The organism is Sporosarcina sp. P33 (assembly GCF_002077155.1).
Classification (GTDB): domain Bacteria; phylum Bacillota; class Bacilli; order Bacillales_A; family Planococcaceae; genus Sporosarcina.
Window position 1 is genome coordinate 552,368 of record NZ_CP015027.1, and the last position, 19,836, is coordinate 572,203.

At 44.5% G+C, this 19,836-nt stretch carries 17 protein-coding genes; 2 read left to right on the forward strand and 15 right to left on the reverse strand.

The window, feature by feature from the left end:
- The first annotated feature begins 1 nt into the window (after position 1).
- On the forward strand, positions 2 to 607 hold the full coding sequence (locus SporoP33_RS02605) for a tRNA 5-(aminomethyl)-2-thiouridylate-methyltransferase MnmM (protein WP_081242303.1): 606 nt from the start codon (positions 2 to 4) through the stop codon (positions 605 to 607).
- 41 nt (positions 608 to 648) lie between these two features.
- Here the strand turns inward: SporoP33_RS02605 and SporoP33_RS02610 are convergent, their stop codons facing one another.
- The 6 genes from SporoP33_RS02610 to SporoP33_RS02630 form a co-directional block, all read right to left on the reverse strand.
- Positions 649 to 1,374: an SDR family NAD(P)-dependent oxidoreductase gene (locus tag SporoP33_RS02610; protein ID WP_081242304.1), complete on the reverse strand. Its 726-nt coding sequence runs from the start codon at positions 1,372 to 1,374 to the stop codon at positions 649 to 651.
- Between the two features lie 26 nt (positions 1,375 to 1,400).
- On the reverse strand, positions 1,401 to 1,535 hold the full coding sequence (locus tag SporoP33_RS16405; RefSeq protein WP_255363022.1) for a hypothetical protein: 135 nt from the start codon (positions 1,533 to 1,535) through the stop codon (positions 1,401 to 1,403).
- A gap of 103 nt (positions 1,536 to 1,638) precedes the next feature.
- Positions 1,639 to 2,304, reverse strand: a complete 666-nt coding sequence (locus SporoP33_RS02615) for a 3'-5' exonuclease (RefSeq protein WP_081242305.1) — start codon at positions 2,302 to 2,304, stop codon at positions 1,639 to 1,641.
- Between the two features lie 68 nt (positions 2,305 to 2,372).
- Positions 2,373 to 4,301 (reverse strand): DUF294 nucleotidyltransferase-like domain-containing protein, encoded by a 1,929-nt coding sequence (locus SporoP33_RS02620; protein ID WP_081242306.1) that lies wholly within the window; start codon positions 4,299 to 4,301, stop codon positions 2,373 to 2,375.
- A 174-nt stretch (positions 4,302 to 4,475) separates the two neighbouring features.
- Complete coding sequence (locus tag SporoP33_RS02625) at positions 4,476 to 6,023, reverse strand: solute symporter family protein (RefSeq protein ID WP_081242307.1); 1,548 nt, start codon at positions 6,021 to 6,023, stop codon at positions 4,476 to 4,478.
- Positions 6,024 to 6,036: 13 nt separating this feature from the next.
- Complete coding sequence (locus SporoP33_RS02630; protein ID WP_081242308.1) at positions 6,037 to 6,363, reverse strand: DUF485 domain-containing protein; 327 nt, start codon at positions 6,361 to 6,363, stop codon at positions 6,037 to 6,039.
- Between the two features lie 462 nt (positions 6,364 to 6,825).
- Here SporoP33_RS02630 and SporoP33_RS02635 point away from each other — a divergent pair, with 462 nt between their 5' ends.
- Positions 6,826 to 7,494: a GntR family transcriptional regulator gene (locus SporoP33_RS02635; RefSeq protein WP_081242309.1), complete on the forward strand. Its 669-nt coding sequence runs from the start codon at positions 6,826 to 6,828 to the stop codon at positions 7,492 to 7,494.
- Between the two features lie 355 nt (positions 7,495 to 7,849).
- On the opposite strand, the gene brnQ is transcribed toward SporoP33_RS02635, so the two are convergent.
- The 9 genes from brnQ to SporoP33_RS02680 all read right to left on the reverse strand — a co-directional run bounded on the left by brnQ (position 7,850) and on the right by SporoP33_RS02680 (position 19,834).
- Positions 7,850 to 9,232 (reverse strand): branched-chain amino acid transport system II carrier protein, encoded by a 1,383-nt coding sequence (gene brnQ / locus SporoP33_RS02640; protein ID WP_081242310.1) that lies wholly within the window; start codon positions 9,230 to 9,232, stop codon positions 7,850 to 7,852.
- A 324-nt stretch (positions 9,233 to 9,556) separates the two neighbouring features.
- A complete protein-coding gene (locus SporoP33_RS02645) occupies positions 9,557 to 12,631 on the reverse strand; it encodes an AAA family ATPase (protein ID WP_081242311.1) in 3,075 nt (1,024 codons plus the stop codon).
- A gap of 2 nt (positions 12,632 to 12,633) precedes the next feature.
- Positions 12,634 to 13,782, reverse strand: a complete 1,149-nt coding sequence (locus tag SporoP33_RS02650; protein WP_081242312.1) for an exonuclease SbcCD subunit D — start codon at positions 13,780 to 13,782, stop codon at positions 12,634 to 12,636.
- A gap of 107 nt (positions 13,783 to 13,889) precedes the next feature.
- Complete coding sequence (locus SporoP33_RS02655) at positions 13,890 to 14,609, reverse strand: NAD-dependent deacylase (RefSeq protein WP_081242313.1); 720 nt, start codon at positions 14,607 to 14,609, stop codon at positions 13,890 to 13,892.
- Positions 14,610 to 14,733: 124 nt separating this feature from the next.
- A complete protein-coding gene (locus SporoP33_RS02660) occupies positions 14,734 to 15,738 on the reverse strand; it encodes an aliphatic sulfonate ABC transporter substrate-binding protein (RefSeq protein WP_081242314.1) in 1,005 nt (334 codons plus the stop codon).
- 28 nt (positions 15,739 to 15,766) lie between these two features.
- On the reverse strand, positions 15,767 to 16,522 hold the full coding sequence (locus SporoP33_RS02665; protein WP_081242315.1) for an ABC transporter permease: 756 nt from the start codon (positions 16,520 to 16,522) through the stop codon (positions 15,767 to 15,769).
- A complete protein-coding gene (locus SporoP33_RS02670) occupies positions 16,455 to 17,297 on the reverse strand; it encodes an ABC transporter ATP-binding protein (RefSeq protein WP_081242316.1) in 843 nt (280 codons plus the stop codon). Before SporoP33_RS02670 ends, SporoP33_RS02665 begins: the two co-directional genes overlap by 68 nt.
- Positions 17,298 to 17,559: 262 nt before the next feature.
- Entirely contained in the window at positions 17,560 to 18,486 is a 927-nt protein-coding gene (gene cysK / locus SporoP33_RS02675) for a cysteine synthase A (protein WP_081242317.1), read from the reverse strand.
- Between the two features lie 136 nt (positions 18,487 to 18,622).
- Positions 18,623 to 19,834, reverse strand: a complete 1,212-nt coding sequence (locus SporoP33_RS02680) for an MFS transporter (protein ID WP_081242318.1) — start codon at positions 19,832 to 19,834, stop codon at positions 18,623 to 18,625.
- Positions 19,835 to 19,836: the final 2 nt, after the last annotated feature.

The window sequence follows — 19,836 nt, forward strand, 5'->3', positions numbered from 1 at the left end:
CGTGGCGGACATACTACTGCACCGTGTATTGCCGATGGCGAAACGGATGATTTCAGAACGCGTGCAGCCGGGCGACACTGTGGTGGATGCGACGGCAGGAAACGGCAATGATACACTATTTTTGGCCGAATTGGTCGGCGAAACAGGACATGTAGTGGCATTTGATATACAGCAGCAGGCACTTGAAGCAACAAACCGGCATCTCGGTGAACTGGCGGGCCGCGCAACTTTGATCCACGACAGTCATGCAAACGTCAGAGAATATGTGCAAAGTGAAATCAGCGGCGCCATGTTCAACTTAGGCTATTTGCCGTACAGTGATGATCTCAGTATTATTACGACCCCCTCTTCAACTATTGCGGCAATCCATGCCATGCTTGGATTATTGAAAAAGTCGGGAATCATTACGATTACTGTATACGACGGACACGAAGGCGGCAGCGAAGAGCGCGATGCACTGCTCGACTATGTCTCCACACTCCATCAGGGAGATGTGCATGCCATACGCTATGAACTTTTGAATCAAAGAAGAAACCCTCCATTTTTACTGGCACTCGAAAAAATGAAAGATTTCAAAGAGGTACGCACAGTAGAAGCCGGGGAATAAAACAAGCCGCAGCCACGTTACATACGGCTGCGGCTTTCCTTTCAGTCAAATTGACGGATGTCGGCAATTGGCTCTGATTCAAGAAAATTTGTTTCCTTCACAAATCGCACTAATTTTTCTGCGGTCTTTTGTGCTGAACTTAATTGGCCTTCCTGCTTGTACGCGATAAATCGCTTCAGATGCGGGAATTGTTTTTCAGAAGACGAACGGATAGTTTCCTGCATGCCGGTGTCAATAATACCCGGCGCAATCGAAACAATGCCTGTCGGATAGTCTGCCTTTTGCTGCTCTAGTGCAACAACCCGTGAAAAATGGTCGAGACCAGCTTTCGTCGTGCAATAAATACTCCATCCTTCATATGCATGGCGGCCAGCACCCGATGATATATTTAAAACTTTCTTCGTACCTCTGAAATCTTTTAAAGCATCAATAAACGTATTGATTAATTGAATCGGTGCCGTTAAGTTCACTTGAATTGCCTGCTCGATTTTCAGAGAATCCAAAGAGCCGGCCAAACTGATCGGATCAATCATCCCCGCATTATTAATTAAAGTGAAAGAGTTCGCTTCATCTTTATGCTGACTGATTATCCCCTCTAAAATCGCGGAAGATTTCCCATAATCAGCAACATCCACTTCATACATCGTATGTAATGACTCCGGGTTTGTCCGCGCCATCCCGTACACTGTAGCGCCTGTATCGCTGAATTGACTAAGCAATTGACGGCCAATTCCTTTTGAAGCACCTGTAATGATCACAATCTCCATATATATCCGCTCCCTCTCCAGATGAACTAATTTTTCAGCAAGTCTATGTATGCTGCTGCACTATGTCCAGTCTTATCCGGCAGCTCAAAAAATAATATCCAGCAATAGACGATGACAGCCAGGATAATGACGGCAAGTAAAATCGACTGACGTTTATTCATTCGTTCACGTCCCTTGAAATTTGTTCAACTTCTAATTTCCACTATATCACAACAAACGAACAGGCCGGCCATTTCAGTTTCTTTGAATGGCCGGCCCGCAGGTTTATGTCTGGGAAGCGAATTTATGTGCCCCGCCATTTTTAATGCGGAGTAAGTCTGCCAGCGTCTTTACGCCTTGACGATCGAGTTTTTTTAGCAATGCCGTGAAGACATGAGCAGTAGTTAAAGCATCCCCTAGTGCACGGTGACGTTCAAAAACCTCTGTTCCGAAAAGCTTTGCATAGTCTTCCAAATCCTGCTGTTCACCCGTAGGATCCAAATAACGGATTAAATGCATCGTATCAAATGAAGTAGGATTTTGAAACGTGCATTTCTGCCGGCTCAGTTCTTTCTTGATGACCAGTTCATCGAAACTGACGTGGTGCCCCACCCAGCCTGCACTTTTATTTTTTTCAATAAAGGCAAAATATTCTTCAATGGCCGGCAAAGGCATAGGCGCTTGATCAACTTGTGATTGTTGTATATTGGTCAGCTTGCTGATGACAGGGGGAATTTCTCTAGACGGGTTGACGAATGTCTGAAAGACGCGGTCTGTCACTTCGAATCCTTCTACCTGCACCGCACCGATTTCTATCATCCGATCATCTGCCCCGATGGCAAAACCTGTCGTTTCCGTATCAAATACCGTAAAATTCATTTCTTGAAGTGGTGTATTTAGCTGAAGAGACTGCTGCAGTTCATACGTTAATTTTTTCTTTTTCCAAAACATGATGTCGCCCCCTACTTATATAGTACATTATGCGCGGATTTTGTACAGGGACTATCGCCGTTGATATCTCATAATTTTGATAATAAATGTGATTGCAATGCCCGGACCGTATCTAAAGTGGTGCGCAATTCATTCAATTCCCATCTTCTTAACGAGTGCAAATCAATTTCTGTCGAGATTTTTTCATTACGCAAATGCTTTTCCCACGACATGGAAATTCGGATGCTCAAAGAAATTTCATACGCATGCCGGATTTCTTCCGCGAAGTCTTTCGTAATCTTTTTCTTTTTCTGCAACGCTGAAATGATTTCCAGCGGTGTCGCGTTAATAATTCCATTGCTGACACCTAAAATTTGCAGGCAGTGGTGCAGCGGGAACAGCGCGTGTTTCTTGATGTCAATCACATCCGCTTTACTGCGGCCGCGGAAAATATTTAGGAAATTCTGCTGCAAATGCGGAATCGGCTTTTCTTTTTCCTGCTGCGCCATATAGTAAATAAATGTCGCTGATTTTTCGAGCAGACGCTGTACCATTTCAATAAACCGGTCATTTACCGCTGTTTCACCGTAAAGGAACCGGAATGAAAGAAAATTATAGCCTAATAAGATTTGTTCAGGTGTAGACTGCAGAGCCCACTGACGGAGACGGGCGTGCCAGATAGACATTGTGCCCCGCCATTGTGTCTCGCTGGCCATCATGAAACCGATGCATCTTGTATATCCTGCCTGTTCAAGATGAACCACTATTTCATTGCCGAGAAGCTCAAAGTACTTCTCCACTTGCACGGCTTCTTCCCTTGAAACGTCTTCATAGACTAGAAAATGATCTTGATCCGTCAGCATAAACTGCTCTCCACGCGCACCGCTGCCCATCTGATACCAGGCAAACTGGACGGGCGGCGGACCTTTTCCCTGGTCTTCCAGAGACTGCACAGCCAGCATGACGCAATGTTTTGCCAGACGATCATAGAACTTCGTAATGATCTCCAGCGTATGAATGGTCGATATTTCGTCCTGAATCAAATTTGACAGCACATCATATATTGCTTCTTTGACAACCGGCAGATTTTCAAATGACGCTTCTTCAATAGTTTTTAGGATATTCATTGAATTACGGTCGCGCTTCGTCATAAGCGTGGCAAATGTCACAATGCCAACAGGTTTTCCTGCTTTCACAACAGGTAAATGTTTGATTCCATGCTTATAGAATTTCGACAGCGCTTCGTAATAGTAATCAGTCATTTTCACAGTGTGCGGTTTCTTTGTCATGATGTCCTTCGCACGGAGTACGGCAGGAGAACCGCCGCCCGCTATTACCCGTTCCACTAAGTCTTTTTCTGTCACGATCCCCAGAAGTTTTCCTGCCTGATCCGTCACAATAATAGAACTGATGGAGTTTTTAATCATCAGCTCCGCAATTTCCCGGGCTTCTGCATCCGCATGAATCGTGATGACCGGACTGCTCATAAAATCTTGAACCCGCCGTACGTACGGCTCGCTTTCTCCATACTCATCTGCCAGCCGGACTTGTTCTCCCAGCGAAGTATAAACATTGGCCAGACGGAGCGACATCTTACGCAGAACATAATCACGCACTTCCTGATCGTCCATCCGCTGCTTAATTACATCATAGGGCACTTGAAGACAGATGGAATGTTTGGCCACTTCCATATCGATATGATGTTTATCGAGCGGCCTTGCCATCTCACCTAAGTAATAAGCAAAATTCGAGAAGCCGATAATTTCATTTTCCTGTATTACTTCAAGCATCACGGGGCTTCCGTCCTGTCCTTCAATCATTACTTCTGCTGAACCTTCTAATACGATCAGCAAACCTTCTTGCGGTGTTTTGAAGTAATTTGATTTCTCTGCTTCTTCGTATACCTTTAGTTTACAAGCGAGTAACAGCCTGTCAAATTCCTCTTCTGTTGTATTGGCAAACAGCGGATTTTTATGGACTCTATCATACAACTTACGGTCTTTTATTGTCTGCAGCATTCCAAAACCTCCCGTTTCAATTAAGTGTGACGATATCCATATAACTATTATTCAGACACTCTATCTGGCAGTACTCATTGCATATGTTCAGTTAACTTTTACATTCCAAAAAAATAGCCCCCTCTTCTGCGAGCTTGTAGAAGAGGGGGCGATCAGTTGAATTTCTAGAAGTTATTACAGATCAAGTTCTTTGTAACCAGTTTCTGCTTTGAATCGAACTTCTGCATAAGCGACTTCGTCTTTTTCGTGACGCTTAGAGCTAACAATTGTACCGATCCATGCAGCAAGGAAACCTGCTGGCACAGAAACAATAGCCGGGTTAGAATATGGGAAGATCGGATTTCCAGTGATAAGAGTAGCCCCTTCAACCGGATTCAATACAGATGGGCTGATCGCAACTAGAACAAGTGCAACGATTAGACCTGTCAACATGGATGCAACAGCACCTGTTGTGTTGAAACGCTTCCAGTAAATAGTTAACAGAATCGTTGGTACGTTTGCGGAAGCAGCAACACAGAATGCAAGTGATACCAAGAACGCAACGTTCAGCTTTTCAGAACCAAGAGCCAGAAGGATAGAGAATACACCGATTGCAATAGAAGCCCATCGAGCTGCATTTACTTGCTCCTTCTCTGTTACCTTACCATTTTTGAAGATTTGTCCGTAAATATCGTGAGCGATTGCAGATGCACCAGAAAGTACAAGACCAGCAACAACTGCAAGAATTGTAGCGAATGCTACAGCTGCAACGAACGATTCAAGTGCATCTCCGCCGAGAACTCCGGCAAGCATTGGTGCCGCCATGTTTCCTGCAGCGTTTTCTGCAATGATTGCGTCTGATCCAACGAATTTAGCTGCGCCAAATCCAAGGAAGATCGTCAATACATAGAAAATACCGATAATCCATACAGAATAGATAACGGAAGAACGTGCTGTTTTCGCATCCTTTACTGTGAAGAAACGCATTAAGATGTGCGGAAGACCAGCAGTACCCAAAACTAAGGCAATCAATACTGAAATTAGTCCAATTGTGTCTTTATAAACAACCCCTGAGTGAAGGAACGCTTCACCATGAGGAGTAGCGGTTTTCATTGTCTCGAACATACCAATGAAGTTGAAATTGAACTTCATAAGCACAAGGAAGGAGATAATAACTGTACCCGCCATCAAAAGAATAGCTTTAACAATTTGTACCCAGCTTGTTGCAGTCATTCCGCCGAATAGAACATAGATTAACATCATTGTTCCAACGATTAGAACTGCGATCCAATACTCAATACCGAATAGTAATTTAATAAGCGCACCCGCACCGACCAGCTGTGCAAGCATGTAGAACATTACAATAGTGATCGTATTTAATGCTGCAGCTCCTCGCACTTTCTTTGCGCCGAATCGGGCACCGATCATATCTGCCATCGTAAATTTACCAAGGTTACGAAGTGGTTCAGCAATTAAGAATAATACAACCAGATAAGCTGTTAACCAGCCAATACTATAATAGAAACCATCGAAACCGTTAAGTGAAATCGCACCGGCGATACCCAGGAAAGATGCTGCCGATAAATAGTCACCGGCGATGGCCATACCATTTTGCCAACCAGTTAATGATCCGCCGGCAGTATAGAAATCACTTGCTGTAGTTGTCTGTTTCGCCGCCCAGTATGTAATATAGAGCGTCAACGCGATTACTGCGAAGAATATAACGTAGGAAATCCAACTCATGAACACTGCCCCCTTATTTAAGAACGTTTTTCTCTATAATTTCGTCTACTTCAACATCAAAATGTCTTGCTTTGTTCATGTAGATGGAAGTGAAGATCCATACCATTACGAACATGGAGAATGCATAGACCCAAGTCCAAGTCATTGCACCAATTGCAGGTTTTTCTAAAACTTTTGTGTAGCCCGTTAATAAAGGAAGAATAAAGTACGCTGCGAAGAAGAAAACAACAAAAGGTGTGGCGAAAGTCTTCTTTCTTTTTACAAGACCTTTAAAGTCTTCAGTTTCAACAATCTTTTCATAATCTAATGTGGATTTTCCACGCGCCCCGTGATTGCTCATTTAGTAATCCCCTTTCTCTTTTATGTAGCAAGTTACTTTAGTAAACTGGTTCGTATTTCCCCCTTCTCTCTGAAACCGCTTTCATCATCAAGCTTACTAGATAATATGTTACAGCGATTTTAGTTGGTCTTTTGTTATAGTACACATGTAAACAATAACAAATGTTTACTAAATTTGCAATACCTTTTTTTGAAGATTTGTAAAATTTAATCTACTGGTATAAAGCAAATTATGTATAGAATTAATCTAACAAATACACGCGGAAACTACAAGAACTATTTGAATTTAATTCAACATTATTTTCTGAAACGTCTAAATATCCCGATGGTAATTTCCAATTATTTTTGTAAGTTTCAAATTTCACTGTTATTTAACAGTAAAAAGATGTAGTATATTGTATATCGGGCACAGTGAGATTAGCCTTACTAAAAAACAACTTTAGAAGAAAGACGGTGTGATATATTGCCTATACCAACAAATCATGCGCAGCCTGTTCGTAAAACAGCCAAAGAAAATGCGTTTAGTCAATTGCAAAAATGGATTATTGATGGAACTCTGCAGCCGGGCGAAAAATTGAATGATGTTGAACTGGCAGAAGCGCTCGGTGTGAGCCGCACACCAATTCGGGAGTCGCTTCAGCTGCTGGAAGTACAAGGATTCGTTCAGATGTTCCCCGGTAAAGCGACACAGGTAACGGAAGTTAATCCTGAATCCATTTCAGATCTGCTCCCCCCTCTAGCTGCTTTACAGGCTTTGTCGGCAGAATTGTCCATCCCGAATTTGACAGATGCTATCATAAAGAAACTGCGCGATACAAATAAACGCTTTGCGCAGGCAGTAGAAAAAGAAGATTATTTCCAAGCGCTGAAGATCGATGAGAAATTCCATCAGATTATAGTGGACACTGCTGATAACCAGTATATTTCTTCTATGCTCGTCTCTTTGCAGGCGCATGTGCGCAGATTGTTTTTCCATAACTCTATTATACTGACGGAAAAATCGATTGCTGAACATGAACAGATTATTGATTTAATGAATCAGCGAAACGGAGAAGAAGTAACCAGTGTCATGCGGGAAAACTGGCTCCGCGCAATTGAGGAATTTCATTCAATTAAGAAAGCAGATTCCTGATTAGATGAGTTAAGAGGCTGGGACAAAACTAAAAATAAAGTCCGTTCCCCTGCGCCCAAAAGGCACGCTTTCCGCGGGGCGCGCTTGAGCCTCCTCGTCGCTGGCGCTCCTGCGGGGTCTCAACATTCGCGCTAAATCCCGCAGGAGTCGGCCTTTTTCCGCTCCGGTCCACTCAAATGCTTTGCAAAGTATTTATTAAAAAATAGACATAAAAAAGCGTAAGGGAAAACTCCTTTACGCTTTTTTCATATTATGTCCCAGTCTCTTTTGCGTTCTGCAGATAATAGAATCAATCCGTGCGCTGAAATGACTGAAGACAGGCTCCTGATCAGCAGAGTCCGTCTTCAGTCATCTTTCAGCCTTTTTTATTAGAAGCAATAACACCGGTATTTCCCATTCCTTTATTGGACAGCACAGCTGCAAAGCCTGTTGCCGCTGTTACGAGTAAGACAGGTATCAGCCAGCCGATGCCCTCTGAATAATACGGAATGTAAGTTTCATACAATTCATCCGCAGCAATTAGCCAATTTGGCATTTGCCGTTCCACTAAAGTATAGAACTTTACAAGCGCTTCGACGAAACTGATTACGAACGCAGTCATTGTTGCAGTCCGGTACACCATGCTGGATTGCCGGAATAACGGTCCGGCGAACGTCAGCAGTATCAATACCATTGCCAGCGGATAGAGCAGGACGAGAACAGGCAAGGAAAAATTAATGATATTCTCCAATCCGAAGTTTGCCACCATCAGGCAGAACGCAGAAAAGAAAATCACAAAAACTTTATAACTGATCCGCGGAATAATTGCATGAAAATACTCTGCACATGCAGTCAGCAATCCAATCGCTGTTGTGAGACAGGCAAGCATGATGACAACGCCCAGCAGTACCAGACCGGCAGAACCAAACAGATACGAAGCTGTTTCACTTAAAACAGGACCTCCTCCATTCAGCTGCCCAAATAAACCGACAGACGTTGCACCCAGATAAGCAATTCCAAGATAAATGATCGCTAAAAATCCGGCTGCCACACATCCTGTTTTGGCAGTAGAAGCCAAAATTTGTTTTTTATTTGTAATCCCCATTGCATGCATTGCGTTAATTACGATGATTCCAAATACAAGTGAGGCCAGCGCATCCATCGTGTTATATCCTTCAAAGAAACCGGTGAAGAATGGCATTTCATTGTATGGTTCGCGGGGTGCCTGTATCGTTCCCATCGGATTAAAGACTGTCATAACAATTAAGCCAATTAGGATGATTATGATGAGCGGTGATAAATACTTCCCTACCCGATCCACAATTTTCGCCGGGTTCAATGACAGCCACATACTGATTCCAAAAAAGGCAAGTGTAAACAGAAAGCGCGCCAAATCAATGGATATTCCGTTCAGGAAAGGTGCTACACCAATGTCAAATGCTACAGCTCCCGTTCGAGGGGCAGCAAAGAACGGTCCGATTGTTAAATAAAGTGTCGCTGTGAACAGCACGGCATAGACCGGATGAATACGGCTTGCCAGGTCCTGCAAATCTTTCTTCCCTGAAAAACCAATGGCCAATATACCTAAGAAAGGCAATCCTACTCCGGTGAATAAAAAGCCGAGCATCGCTTTCCACGTTTGATCTCCAGCGAGCTGCCCAAGCTCCGCGGGAAAGATTAAATTGCCGGCTCCAAAAAAGAGTGCGAATAGCATAACCCCTATAACTAGGCTTGACGAAAACGATAATTTCTTCTCCATACGAATGAAATCCTCCCATGAACAACAGTACAATTATGTATGCAATATATTGCGTTCCCTCATATTACGCCTGTCTATTCAGAAAATCAACAGTCCAGTAAATCATTTAACTTTTGCGTGTATTGCCAACTTACTGACTACTCAATTAGGCGCATGAAGCTTTAGGGTACACAGGCAACGCGCTGCAAAAAAAATCGCTTGAAAGGCTCACGAAGAACCCTTCAAACGTAAATGGCCAGCAATTTACAATCATGCTGCATCATCCCGTTTACTGTTCCGCAAGCCGAAAGGACATTGCCGGGATGATGTGTGCAGTCAATCGAATCAGTTCAGAATAAATTTTGTTTTACTGTATCCTTCTTTCTGCTTCGTCACTTGCAGTGTTGCTGGAATCGCTTCTTTCATTTCATCGATATGAGAAATTATACCGATCATTCTTCCTGACTGCTGAAGTGCTATCAGTGTGTCGATGGCTTTCTGAATCGCTTCTTCATCCAGCGCGCCAAACCCTTCATCTATAAACATCGTCTCCATCCGGACTGCGCCCTGGAAACTTTGAATAACATCCGCCATGCCGAGTGCAAGACATAAGGAGGCATTGAATTTCTCACCCCCGGATAACGTCTTGACGTCTCTTGTTTGCCCTGTATACGCATCATGGACATCGATGCCCAGCCCGCTTTGTTTGCCTCTGGCTTCCTGGCGATCACTTCGGACCAATTCGTATTGGCCATTTGAAAGATCCCGCAGCCGAATGTTGGCGGCCTGGATAATGCGTTCCAAATACTCAATTTGAATATAGCGTTCAAACGAAATCTTTAAGTGATTTTGGCCGCGCATGATATCGTAAAGATTAGTTATTTTTCCATATGTTTTCTCAAGCTCAGCTTCACGTGATTTACTTGTTTCCAATTCGGCAGACAGTCCCTGTGCAGCTTGTTCCCAGGCTTTGCATTGGTTATATGAAGCAAAGGCTTCTTCATACTGCGTTTTTAGAGTATCCACCTGATGCTCTATCACAGCCAAGTCAGCCGGCTCCTTGCCTTTTACAGATTGCTTCAGTTCTTCCAGGGAAGATTTAAGCGTATGAAGAGTCTGTGCATATTCTCGCAATTGATGCTGTATTGCCTGGCGCTGCGTGGCCGGCAGTTTCACCTGAGTATAGCTTTTTTCTGAAACAAAGCCTTCTTCTGATAATCGTTTCGCAAATAAAGCTTGGCTTTGATCCATTTTTTCTTTTATTTCCGCCAGAGATTCCTTTTCCAGCTGTTCACGCAATTCCCATTTCGTTTTTTCTGTAGAAGAATCCTGCAGTTTCTGCTGTATGGCTTTCCATGTGCTTTCAAGCTGCTCACTCAACGACTGTTTTGACTTGATTTGCTGCTGCAGTGCGGAAAGTTCACGCAGCTCTTCCGGAATAGTTGAAAGCGCATGCTGATACAGAGCCTGTTTTGTCTCTCTCTCGCCTGTTAATTCATTTAATCGTTGTTCAAGTTCCTTAATTTCTGCATGCTGTTCCTCCATGGCAGCTTCCGCCTGATTTTGCTGTTGTTTTTTCTGTTTCAGCATGTCTCTTTTGTTTCTGAGGACCGCCGTTTGTTCAGTCAGTGCGGCGAGTTCTTTCTGATAATCGCGGTCAGGTTCCACTTGCCGCTGTCGAAGTTCGGCTTCAGCCGCTTCTATATCCCGCTGCAACTGTTGCATTCCTGCTTGTTTTGTATGGTAAATCCGTTCTTTTTCCGTCAATTCCAGTTTGGCTGCATCAAGTTGCTCTTTCGTAATATGTTCTTTTTCTGAGCCTGCCGCTTTTTCAGGGTGATCTTTACTGCCGCAGACAGGACAAGACTCTCCGTCATGAAGCGATGCAGCAAGAATGACCGCCTGATTGCTGATCCATCTGTTTTCAAGCGCCTGATAAGACGCTGCAACATCTTCAGCTGTCTGTTTAGCTGCTTCACATTGAATCTTCAGCTCATTTCGTTGTGTCAATTGCTGCTGATAGGAATTCAGTTGTTTAGTAATCTCTCGAGTATTCGCCAATTCATCTACGAGCTGTTCATATTGTTCCAGTGATGTTTCTAATTCTTTCATTTCATTTTTCTGCGCCGTGATGGACTGCTGCTGCACGTGAGACATATGAAGTTTTTCTGCCAGAGCTTTCTCCAGCTGGTCTACTTTTTGCTGCAGTGAATCCAGCTTCTGACGCTGATCTGCCAGTCCCGAAACAGCCGGAAGAAGATTTTGCAGCTTCAGCAATCCTTCTTTCACTTCTTTGCGTTCGTCTTCTCTCGCCTGTTCCTGATCGAAAGACAATTTCGCTGCTTTCAGCTCTTTTTCGGCATGCGAAAGAGAGATTACCGCTTCTGAATAGCTCTTGTCTCTCTTTTTCCATTCGGACTCATTCGACTGTACCTGCTGTTCGAGATCTTCCAACCGGGCGGCGCGTTCTGCTTGCTGCAATTGCATTTCGAGCTTGTTCATCTCTGCTTCTTTTGCCAGTAAAACTTGCAGTTCCTGCTCGCGCTGCTGCAGCCTGATAAATTGGTCATTGATTAATCGGGCGCTGTGCAGTTCCTGTTGCTTTTCATTGTGAGCGCCGTATAACCGGGTGTATTCTTTATGTGTTTCGGCAGATTGTGCGGTATGGTGTTCGTATTCTTGCTGAAGTCCTAACACCAATTGATGATAATTCGGGTATTCGGACTGGAGTTCATTGAATAATAATGAATCACGTACTGGCAATTTAGCAGGAATCTGGTGAAGGATTGCATCGCTCAGCTGTTTTTCCCGAAGATATTCTGCATTCGCTTTATCTTTTTTCACTTTCAGGCGATCGACGATTTTCTGGTATGGTTCCGTTTTGAATATTTTGCGCATAATGGCTTCTTTATTGCCCGTATCGGAAGTCAGAAACTTGCGGAACTCCCCTTGCGGCAACATCATAATCTGACTGAATTGTGCATGGGTAAACCCCAGTAATTGTTCGATTTTCTCATTGACTTCTGTGACTATTTGACGGTCGACCGCGGGAATGAATTGCTGATCTTTCTCTTCAAACAGTTCACAGCGCCCGAGGGTATCCGATTTATTCCCTTTCTTTCTGTACGGGATCTGACGCAAAACGCGGAATCTGCGGTTATGGATGTCAAAAGTCAATTCGACGGTCGTCTGTACATCGTCATCGGCAAATTGGCTGCGCAAGGCTTTAGTTTCGGTGCGGTCTTCCCCGCTTGCCTGCCCGTAGAGCGCAAAACAAATGCCATCGAAAATCGTCGTTTTTCCGGCACCTGTTTTTCCAGAGATGACAAATAAACGATGATCTTTCAAGTCGCGAAAATCAATCGTTTCTTTGTCTTTATACGGTCCAAACGCAGTCATAGTCAGTGTAATCGGCTTCATGCTCAGTCCTCCTCCTTCATGACATCCCACAGAACTTGCGCGAATAATTCTTTTGTCTCTTCATCTGCCTCTTCCCCTTGCAGCTCTTTAAAGAATGATGCGAACATGGCATGGTCGTCTTCTCTTTTCTCAACGGCTGCTGTTGCGCCGAGCCCTTCAGTGGAGGAAACGAATAATTTACGTTCCACATGCATGGCATTCGGAAAGACCGACCGAATTTTTTCCATCGGCTGAATAACAGGCACAGTATCGAGAAGCTTCACAAATACATAATCATCATTCGTTTCCATCAGTAATAATTCATCCATCGTACTTTCGACAGTCCGCACATCATGAAGCGGAGTAAGAAGCTTTTTCTCAATTTTTGTGTTGCCGTTTCCATCCAGCTCCACAATGACATAGCCTTTTTGATGTTTCTCTTCGGAAATAGAATATTTCAATGGAGAGCCTGAGTAGCGGATCGTTTCATTGCCTACAAAATGTGCCTGATGCAAATGACCGAGTGCCGTGTAATGAAACGGTTCAAATAGATCAGCAGAGACATACTCCGCTCCGCCGATCGATAACGGCCGTTCGGCATCGCTCGTATTATCCTCTTTCTCTCCGTGCGGAGTAATAAATGCATGTCCGACAAAAACATGCCGCGCATTTTCATCCATTGACTGTGTGATACGCTCAATAATTTGTTTCATCGCTTGCTGATGACTTGAAATACTGTCGTCTTTAAGCAAGTGACTGACCACAGACGGATCTGCGTAAGGAATCAAATGAAAATACACATCGCCAAATTCATCATTCAGTTTCACCGGCGAAAGATCAGCTGATAATTCTCCAGTTATGTAAAGTCCTTGTTCTTTCATAAACGTACTGCCAAAATGAAGGCGGCCCGGGCTGTCGTGATTTCCTGCAATAGCGATAACAGGGGTTTGCAGATCGATGACAATTTCCTGCAAGACATCGTTTAATAAAGCTACCGCTTCAGTCGGCGGAATCGCCCGGTCATATAAATCACCTGCGATGATGACAGCATCCGGTTTTTCCTGTTTAATATCTTCTATAAATTTCTGTAATATATATCGCTGATCTTCTGTCATATAGGTTCCTTGCACGAGCTTGCCCAAATGCCAGTCAGCTGTATGGAAAAATTTCAAATCCATTCCCCTTTCTCTGTTAGAAAATTAGAGACAAAAAGAAGGGCGCAGCAGATGAAAGTTATGCAGCATCTTCCTGTTTTACGCCCAATCCTTCTATCCTCGAATTACTTGCTCCCCAATGCGTTATCCGCCTCTTTCAGCACTTCACCGATTTTACGTTCATTGATGACCAAGTCTGCAAAATGATCCATTTCAGTAGGTTCCATATTGATAATGACAAGTTTCGCTCCCTGCTCCTTAGCCATCAGCGGAAATTGGTTAGCCGGTGATACTGTTAACGATGATCCGAGCACGATGAAGAGATCTGCTTTCTCACTCTCGAATATCGCCTGAATAAACGCCTCTTCAGGCAGCATCTCGCCGAACAGCACGACAGACGGACGCAGTTTCCCGCCACAGTCACAGTAAAATTCATCCTGCTCGTACCGTTCATTTCCGTAGACGTTTCCGCATGTTTCACAATGCACGCTGCGCAGTGTGCCATGAAGTTCCATCACATTTTTTGATCCGGCCAATGTATGAAAACCATCTACATTCTGTGTAATAATACCATTTACCAGGCCTTGCTTTTCCCATTTCGCCAATAGCTCATGTCCTGCGTGCGGACCTGTTTCTTTTGCGGCTAAGACGCGCTGTTTATAAAACTGGAAAAACTGTTCGACCTGCTGATTCAGAGCCGTTACGCTCGCCACTTTTGCCGGATCTTCCATTTCCCACAAGCCCGTTTTGGCGGACCGGAAATCGGGCAATCCGCTTTCCGTTGACATGCCTGCTCCTGTATAGACAATTGTACGTTTCGATTCTTTCAATAAATCTGCCAGCACTGTACTCATCCTTTCAATTAGCGAAATTATGTTCCCTCTATATAGTAGCATATTTAAATTAGCTGTAATAACTGCGCGATGTCCATTCAAAAAACGGGCGTCCGCAATGGACACCCGTTACCTATTAGTTTCCTGTAATTTTCTTCACTGCATCCAATTTAATTAATCCGTCAATTTCATTCGTCTTAATATATTCGGCTTCCTGACTGATATCAGCCATTTCCTGCAGGACGTCTTCATTCACTTCCGTCGTCACTTCGATTCGGCTGAACGCGGCTTCCAGTTCGTCACTGTTCAGCTCTTTACCAGTCAAATCTTTAATATGTTTTACAACCAATTCCTGCGCTTTTTCCGGCTCATCACGAACGAACTGAACTGCCTTGGCATGTGCTGCCAAATACGCGTTCAATAATTTCTCATTGCCAAGAAACGCCTCACTCGTTGCGACTACTGTATTTGTGGATTCCTTCCCCCACGCAAAGTCTTCCCAGTCAAGAATCAATTTGCCGTTTGCCTGATTTTGTAAAATATATCCCCACGGCTCCTGAGTCGCCGCGCCGTCAACTGAATCCTGAATGAACAGTGTTGCAGTATCCGCCGGAGCTGCCGCGAATAATTCTACAGTTCCGCCGTTTGTTTTTGCTTTCAGATCGACGTCTTTCAATGCTTTGCGCAGCATGACATCCTGCGTACTGCCGATTACGGGAATCGCCACGCGCTTGCCGTCTAGATCCGCCAGTTCATTAACTCCACTCTCACCGTCTGCCACTAGCACAGCGCCGCCGTTTACTGCTCCGGAAACAATATGGTATTTCGGGTCTTTTACGTAGTAGTTGATGATAGGGCCCGGTCCTACTGTTCCTATATCAATTGAATTCGATGCCATTGCTTCCATGAATAATCCGCCGTTGCTGACCGTCTTAGTCGTAATCTTGATATCTTCACCAAATTCTTCAGCGAAATAATTATTCTCCAGCCCAATGATCGTAGCGATATGTGTCAAGTTCGGGAAGTACCCGATTTTCACTTCATTTTTTTCTTCACTGCCTGCCTCACTTTTTCCGCATCCGGATAAAATTCCTGCAACTGCCACTGCTGAAAGCAATATACCTAAAAGTTTTTTCTTCATATATTTTCCCCTTTTCTCTAAGCGCATATTACGCCCGAATTCCCCATTTTCTTTCCACACTGCGCTCTAAACGTAAAAATAAAACATTGTCCATAACCGTACCGATGACACCGATAATAATCATGACGGAAATAACCAGATCCATCTGGCCAAGTGCGCGTCCTGCTTCAAGAAGCTGACCGAGTCCGACACTTGCGCCAAGCAGCTCCCCCGCCATGAGTGCCCGCCAGGAAAATGCCCAGGCAATTCGGAGTCCCGAAATCAGCTGTGGGACAGATGCCGGCAGAATCACTGTCCGCAAAAAGTGAAATCCGCCTGAGCCCAGTGATTTCGCTACCCGCTGATAGAGGACGGGCACATTTTTAAATCCGCTTGTCGCATTAACGATCATCGTCCAAGTAGCCCCTAATGTAACAATAAATAAAATAGCAAAATCATTGAGGCCAAACCAGATGATCGCAAGCGGAAACCAAACGATGCTTGGAATCGACTGTAATGCTGTTACGAGAAAACCAAGTGTGTCTTCCACTAGCTTATAACGCCAAATCAGATAACCGAGTACCAGTCCGAGTATGGATGCGATCGTGAAGCCGATAAGCAGCCGGCTAAGACTGGCACCGATTGCAGTCAAAATCTGACCGGAGAAGAGGCCCGAAAAGAGCGTCGCCATGACTTGTGTGAAACTCGGAAACATGAATTCTGGCAAATCCGATACTCTAGATGTGATTTCCCATATCGCCACTAGTATCCCGAGAAACACTATTCGTCTTAAAGCTGTAGTCATCGCCCATCTCCTCCTTCAGCACTTTTTCTATTTCATCTTGCAGCTCAGCTAATATTTGCTTTTCCAGCTGCAGCGTTACATCATTCGGTTCTACACCGTCTTTTGAGTCATTGGATGTAAAGACTGCTTTAATTTTCCCAGGACGTGTCGCAAACACTACAATCTTCTGTGAAAGCAGCACGGCTTCACGGATATTATGTGTAATGAAGAAAATGGTTACTTTCGTTTTCTTCCAAACATCGAGCAACTCTCGGTGAAGCACCATACGCGTCTGTTCATCCAGTGCTGCAAACGGTTCATCCATCAGCAGGATATCGGGCTCCATCACCAGTGCCCGTGCAATGGACACCCGCTGCTTCATTCCGCCTGACAGCTGGTGCGGATAGGAGTTAATATAATTTCCCAAGTGGACCATCTTCAGCATTTCAATCGCTTTTTCTTCCGCTTCCTTCTTTGACATCTTCTTTAGAAGCAGCCCGTAGGTAACGTTATCAAGTACTGTCAGCCATGGGAACAGACCCGCTTCCTGAAAGACTACTACCCGGTCGGAACCTGAGCCTTTAATTTCTTTGCCATTAATACTAATTTTCCCCTGATCTGCTTTCTCAAGACCCGCGATCAAATAAAGCATAGTGGACTTGCCGCAGCCTGACGGACCCACGATGGAAACGAACTGACCTTTTTCCACTTCCAGATCAATATTGTCCAATACTTTGACCGTACCTTTTTCTTTATGGGGAAAGCTCTTCTCAATCCCTTTAATTGTTAAGTACATGCCGATTCCCCCTTGCAAAGATTTTCCCTTTACTTGCTTGCAACTTTCAATCCCTACTAACTTTATATGTTTTGTATATATATAATCTACCATTGTCGTAGGATTTGTCAATAGTATTTATCGTTTTATTTTTCAATCAATTTCATTCTCCGCAGAACACCCTTCATCTACCTGATTACTGAAGCTTTTTTCCGTGCATCACCAGTTCCTGGATATACAAAAACACTTCTGCGCATCTGAGCAGAAGTGTTTTTGTAATTTCTTATTGAAATAAATCCCCGGATAAATATCTTTCTCCGGAATCAGGTGCGATACAGACCACTGTATCTTCAGGTGTCAGACGCTTAGCTACTTCCAGTGCCGCAAACAGAGAAGCGCCGCCAGAAGGTCCGAGTAAGACCCCTTCTTGTCTTGCGAATTGTCTGACCGTATTATAGGCGTCTTCATCTTCAATACGGAAAATTTCATCATACACTTTCGTGTTTAACACCGGAGGAATAAAACCTGGGCTTGTCCCGACCAGTTTGTGTTTGCCTGGTTTACCGCCCGATAATACCGGCGATCCCGCCGGCTCCACGACGTGAACAGTAATTGCAGGGTCGTGCTGCTTCAATGATTCGCCGGTTCCAGTCACCGTGCCGCCTGTCCCTGACGTACAGACGAAGGCCGTTAATTTTCGGCCGGCAGATTCCATCGCTTTAATAATTTCTACTGCCGTTGTCTCTCGGTGACTGTCCGGATTCGCTTCGTTTTCAAATTGCATCGGGATAAAGCTGTTGCCGATCGATTCGGCGATTTCATTTGCTTTGGCGATGGCTCCCGGCATACGTTCCGCACTTGGCGTCAGCACGACTTTAGCTCCGTAAGCCTTCATCAGGTTTATGCGCTCGATGGTCGAATTGTCCGGCATAACGAATATCGCAGGATAGCCTTTCGCGGCCGCATTCATCGCCAATCCGATGCCTGTATTGCCTGACGTCGGCTCGATAATCGTTGCGCCAGGCTTCAATAGCCCCGTTTGTTCAGCTTTCGCAAGCATTTCATATGCCGCACGGTCTTTCACGCTGCGGCTCGGATTAAAATACTCCAGTTTCACATAGACTGCTGCACCGGCAGCTTCTCCGAGCGTCCGCACTTTCACGAGCGGCGTATCACCAATTAATTCTGCCATATTATTAACTACTTTCATTTCGCACACCTGCTTTTCTTAATGATTTTACTCTATCTGCTAAAAAATGAAGAAGATCACGTTCCATACGTCAAAGAACATACGGTTTTTTCACGCCATTCGTGCTTTTGCCTGCAAAACAACTGCAGTTTTGCTGTTACGAAGCTGAAGTGATTTTTTGATCACGCGGCAAAGCCAGGCCCACCAAACCAATGAACGGCAGGAATGAAGTGATAATCATCGTCTCATATACACCGATTACATCCATTAATGACCCGATGGCAACAGCACCTATTGCACCCATTCCAAATGCGAGTCCTACTGTCAGTCCGGCCATCGTACCAATTTTAGAAGGCACCAGTTCCTGCGCATAAATTACGGTGACCGAAAAGCTGAGCATAATGAAAAACCCAATAGTGATCAGCAAGACAATAATCGCCCACACCGGTGCATAAGGCAGCAAAAGACTGAGCGGCAATGGAACAAGCAGCGACAGAACAATTACTTTCTTTCGCCCGATCCGGTCCGCCATAGGCCCGCCGAAAAATGTTCCGACTGCGCCAAGCGCGAGGAATATAAAGACATACAGCTGCCCGTGCTGAATCGTCATGCCATAATTGTCCATCAGATGAAAGATATAGAAGCTTGTAATATTCGTTACATAGAATGAACGGGCAAAAATAATAATCATTAATAGTATAAGTGCAATCATCACTTGGTTCTTTGTCAGGCTTTCCATAGTTGTCAGTAATGCTTTCTTGCGCTTACCCAGTCTTTCTTCGTCCAACTGTCTCTTATACCAGAAAGAGATACGTGTTAATAAAGCAATTCCTGCGGCTGCAACCAGCACGAAAACTGCTGCCCCGATTTGACCGAGAGGCACGAGCACAAAAGCACTGATCAATGGAGCGAGTGCCTGTCCCGTATTTCCTCCGACTTGATAAATGGATTGTGAAAGCCCCCGCTTATCCCCAGCTGCTAAAAATGACACACGTGAACCTTCCGGATGAAAGACTGCTGAGCCGAGCCCGAGCAGCATTACGGACAGAATAATCAGCCAGTAGCTTGGAGCCAGTGCCAGTCCCGCCATTCCGATCAAAGAAAACGTCATGCCAATAGGCAGAGCAAACGGTTTTGGTTTGCGGTCGCTGAGATATCCGACAACGGGCTGCAGTAATGAGGCCACGATATTCAGAGAAAACACGATGAAACCTAATTGTTTATAACTAAATTGAAATTCTTTCTCCAAAATCGGCAACATCGCCGGAATGACTGCCTGCAATGTGTCATTAAATAAATGACACACTGCAATGGCGATCATAATCGGAAACACAGGATTTGCTGCGGCGGCTTGCGGAGATTTGTTCATAC

Coding starts and splice junctions, on each gene's coding strand:
- SporoP33_RS02625 (WP_081242307.1), bottom strand. CDS start 6,023: ATGAGTTGGATTTCCTACGTTATATTCTTCGCAGTAATCGCGTTGACG.
- SporoP33_RS16405 (WP_255363022.1), bottom strand. CDS start 1,535: ATGAATAAACGTCAGTCGATTTTACTTGCCGTCATTATCCTGGCTGTC.
- SporoP33_RS02620 (WP_081242306.1), bottom strand. CDS start 4,301: ATGCTGCAGACAATAAAAGACCGTAAGTTGTATGATAGAGTCCATAAA.
- SporoP33_RS02670 (WP_081242316.1), bottom strand. CDS start 17,297: ATGTACTTAACAATTAAAGGGATTGAGAAGAGCTTTCCCCATAAAGAA.
- SporoP33_RS02665 (WP_081242315.1), bottom strand. CDS start 16,522: ATGACTACAGCTTTAAGACGAATAGTGTTTCTCGGGATACTAGTGGCG.
- SporoP33_RS02610 (WP_081242304.1), bottom strand. CDS start 1,374: ATGGAGATTGTGATCATTACAGGTGCTTCAAAAGGAATTGGCCGTCAA.
- SporoP33_RS02645 (WP_081242311.1), bottom strand. CDS start 12,631: ATGAAGCCGATTACACTGACTATGACTGCGTTTGGACCGTATAAAGAC.
- cysK (WP_081242317.1), bottom strand. CDS start 18,486: ATGAAAGTAGTTAATAATATGGCAGAATTAATTGGTGATACGCCGCTC.
- SporoP33_RS02660 (WP_081242314.1), bottom strand. CDS start 15,738: ATGAAGAAAAAACTTTTAGGTATATTGCTTTCAGCAGTGGCAGTTGCA.
- SporoP33_RS02615 (WP_081242305.1), bottom strand. CDS start 2,304: ATGTTTTGGAAAAAGAAAAAATTAACGTATGAACTGCAGCAGTCTCTT.
- SporoP33_RS02630 (WP_081242308.1), bottom strand. CDS start 6,363: ATGAGCAATCACGGGGCGCGTGGAAAATCCACATTAGATTATGAAAAG.
- SporoP33_RS02680 (WP_081242318.1), bottom strand. CDS start 19,834: ATGAACAAATCTCCGCAAGCCGCCGCAGCAAATCCTGTGTTTCCGATT.
- brnQ (WP_081242310.1), bottom strand. CDS start 9,232: ATGGAGAAGAAATTATCGTTTTCGTCAAGCCTAGTTATAGGGGTTATG.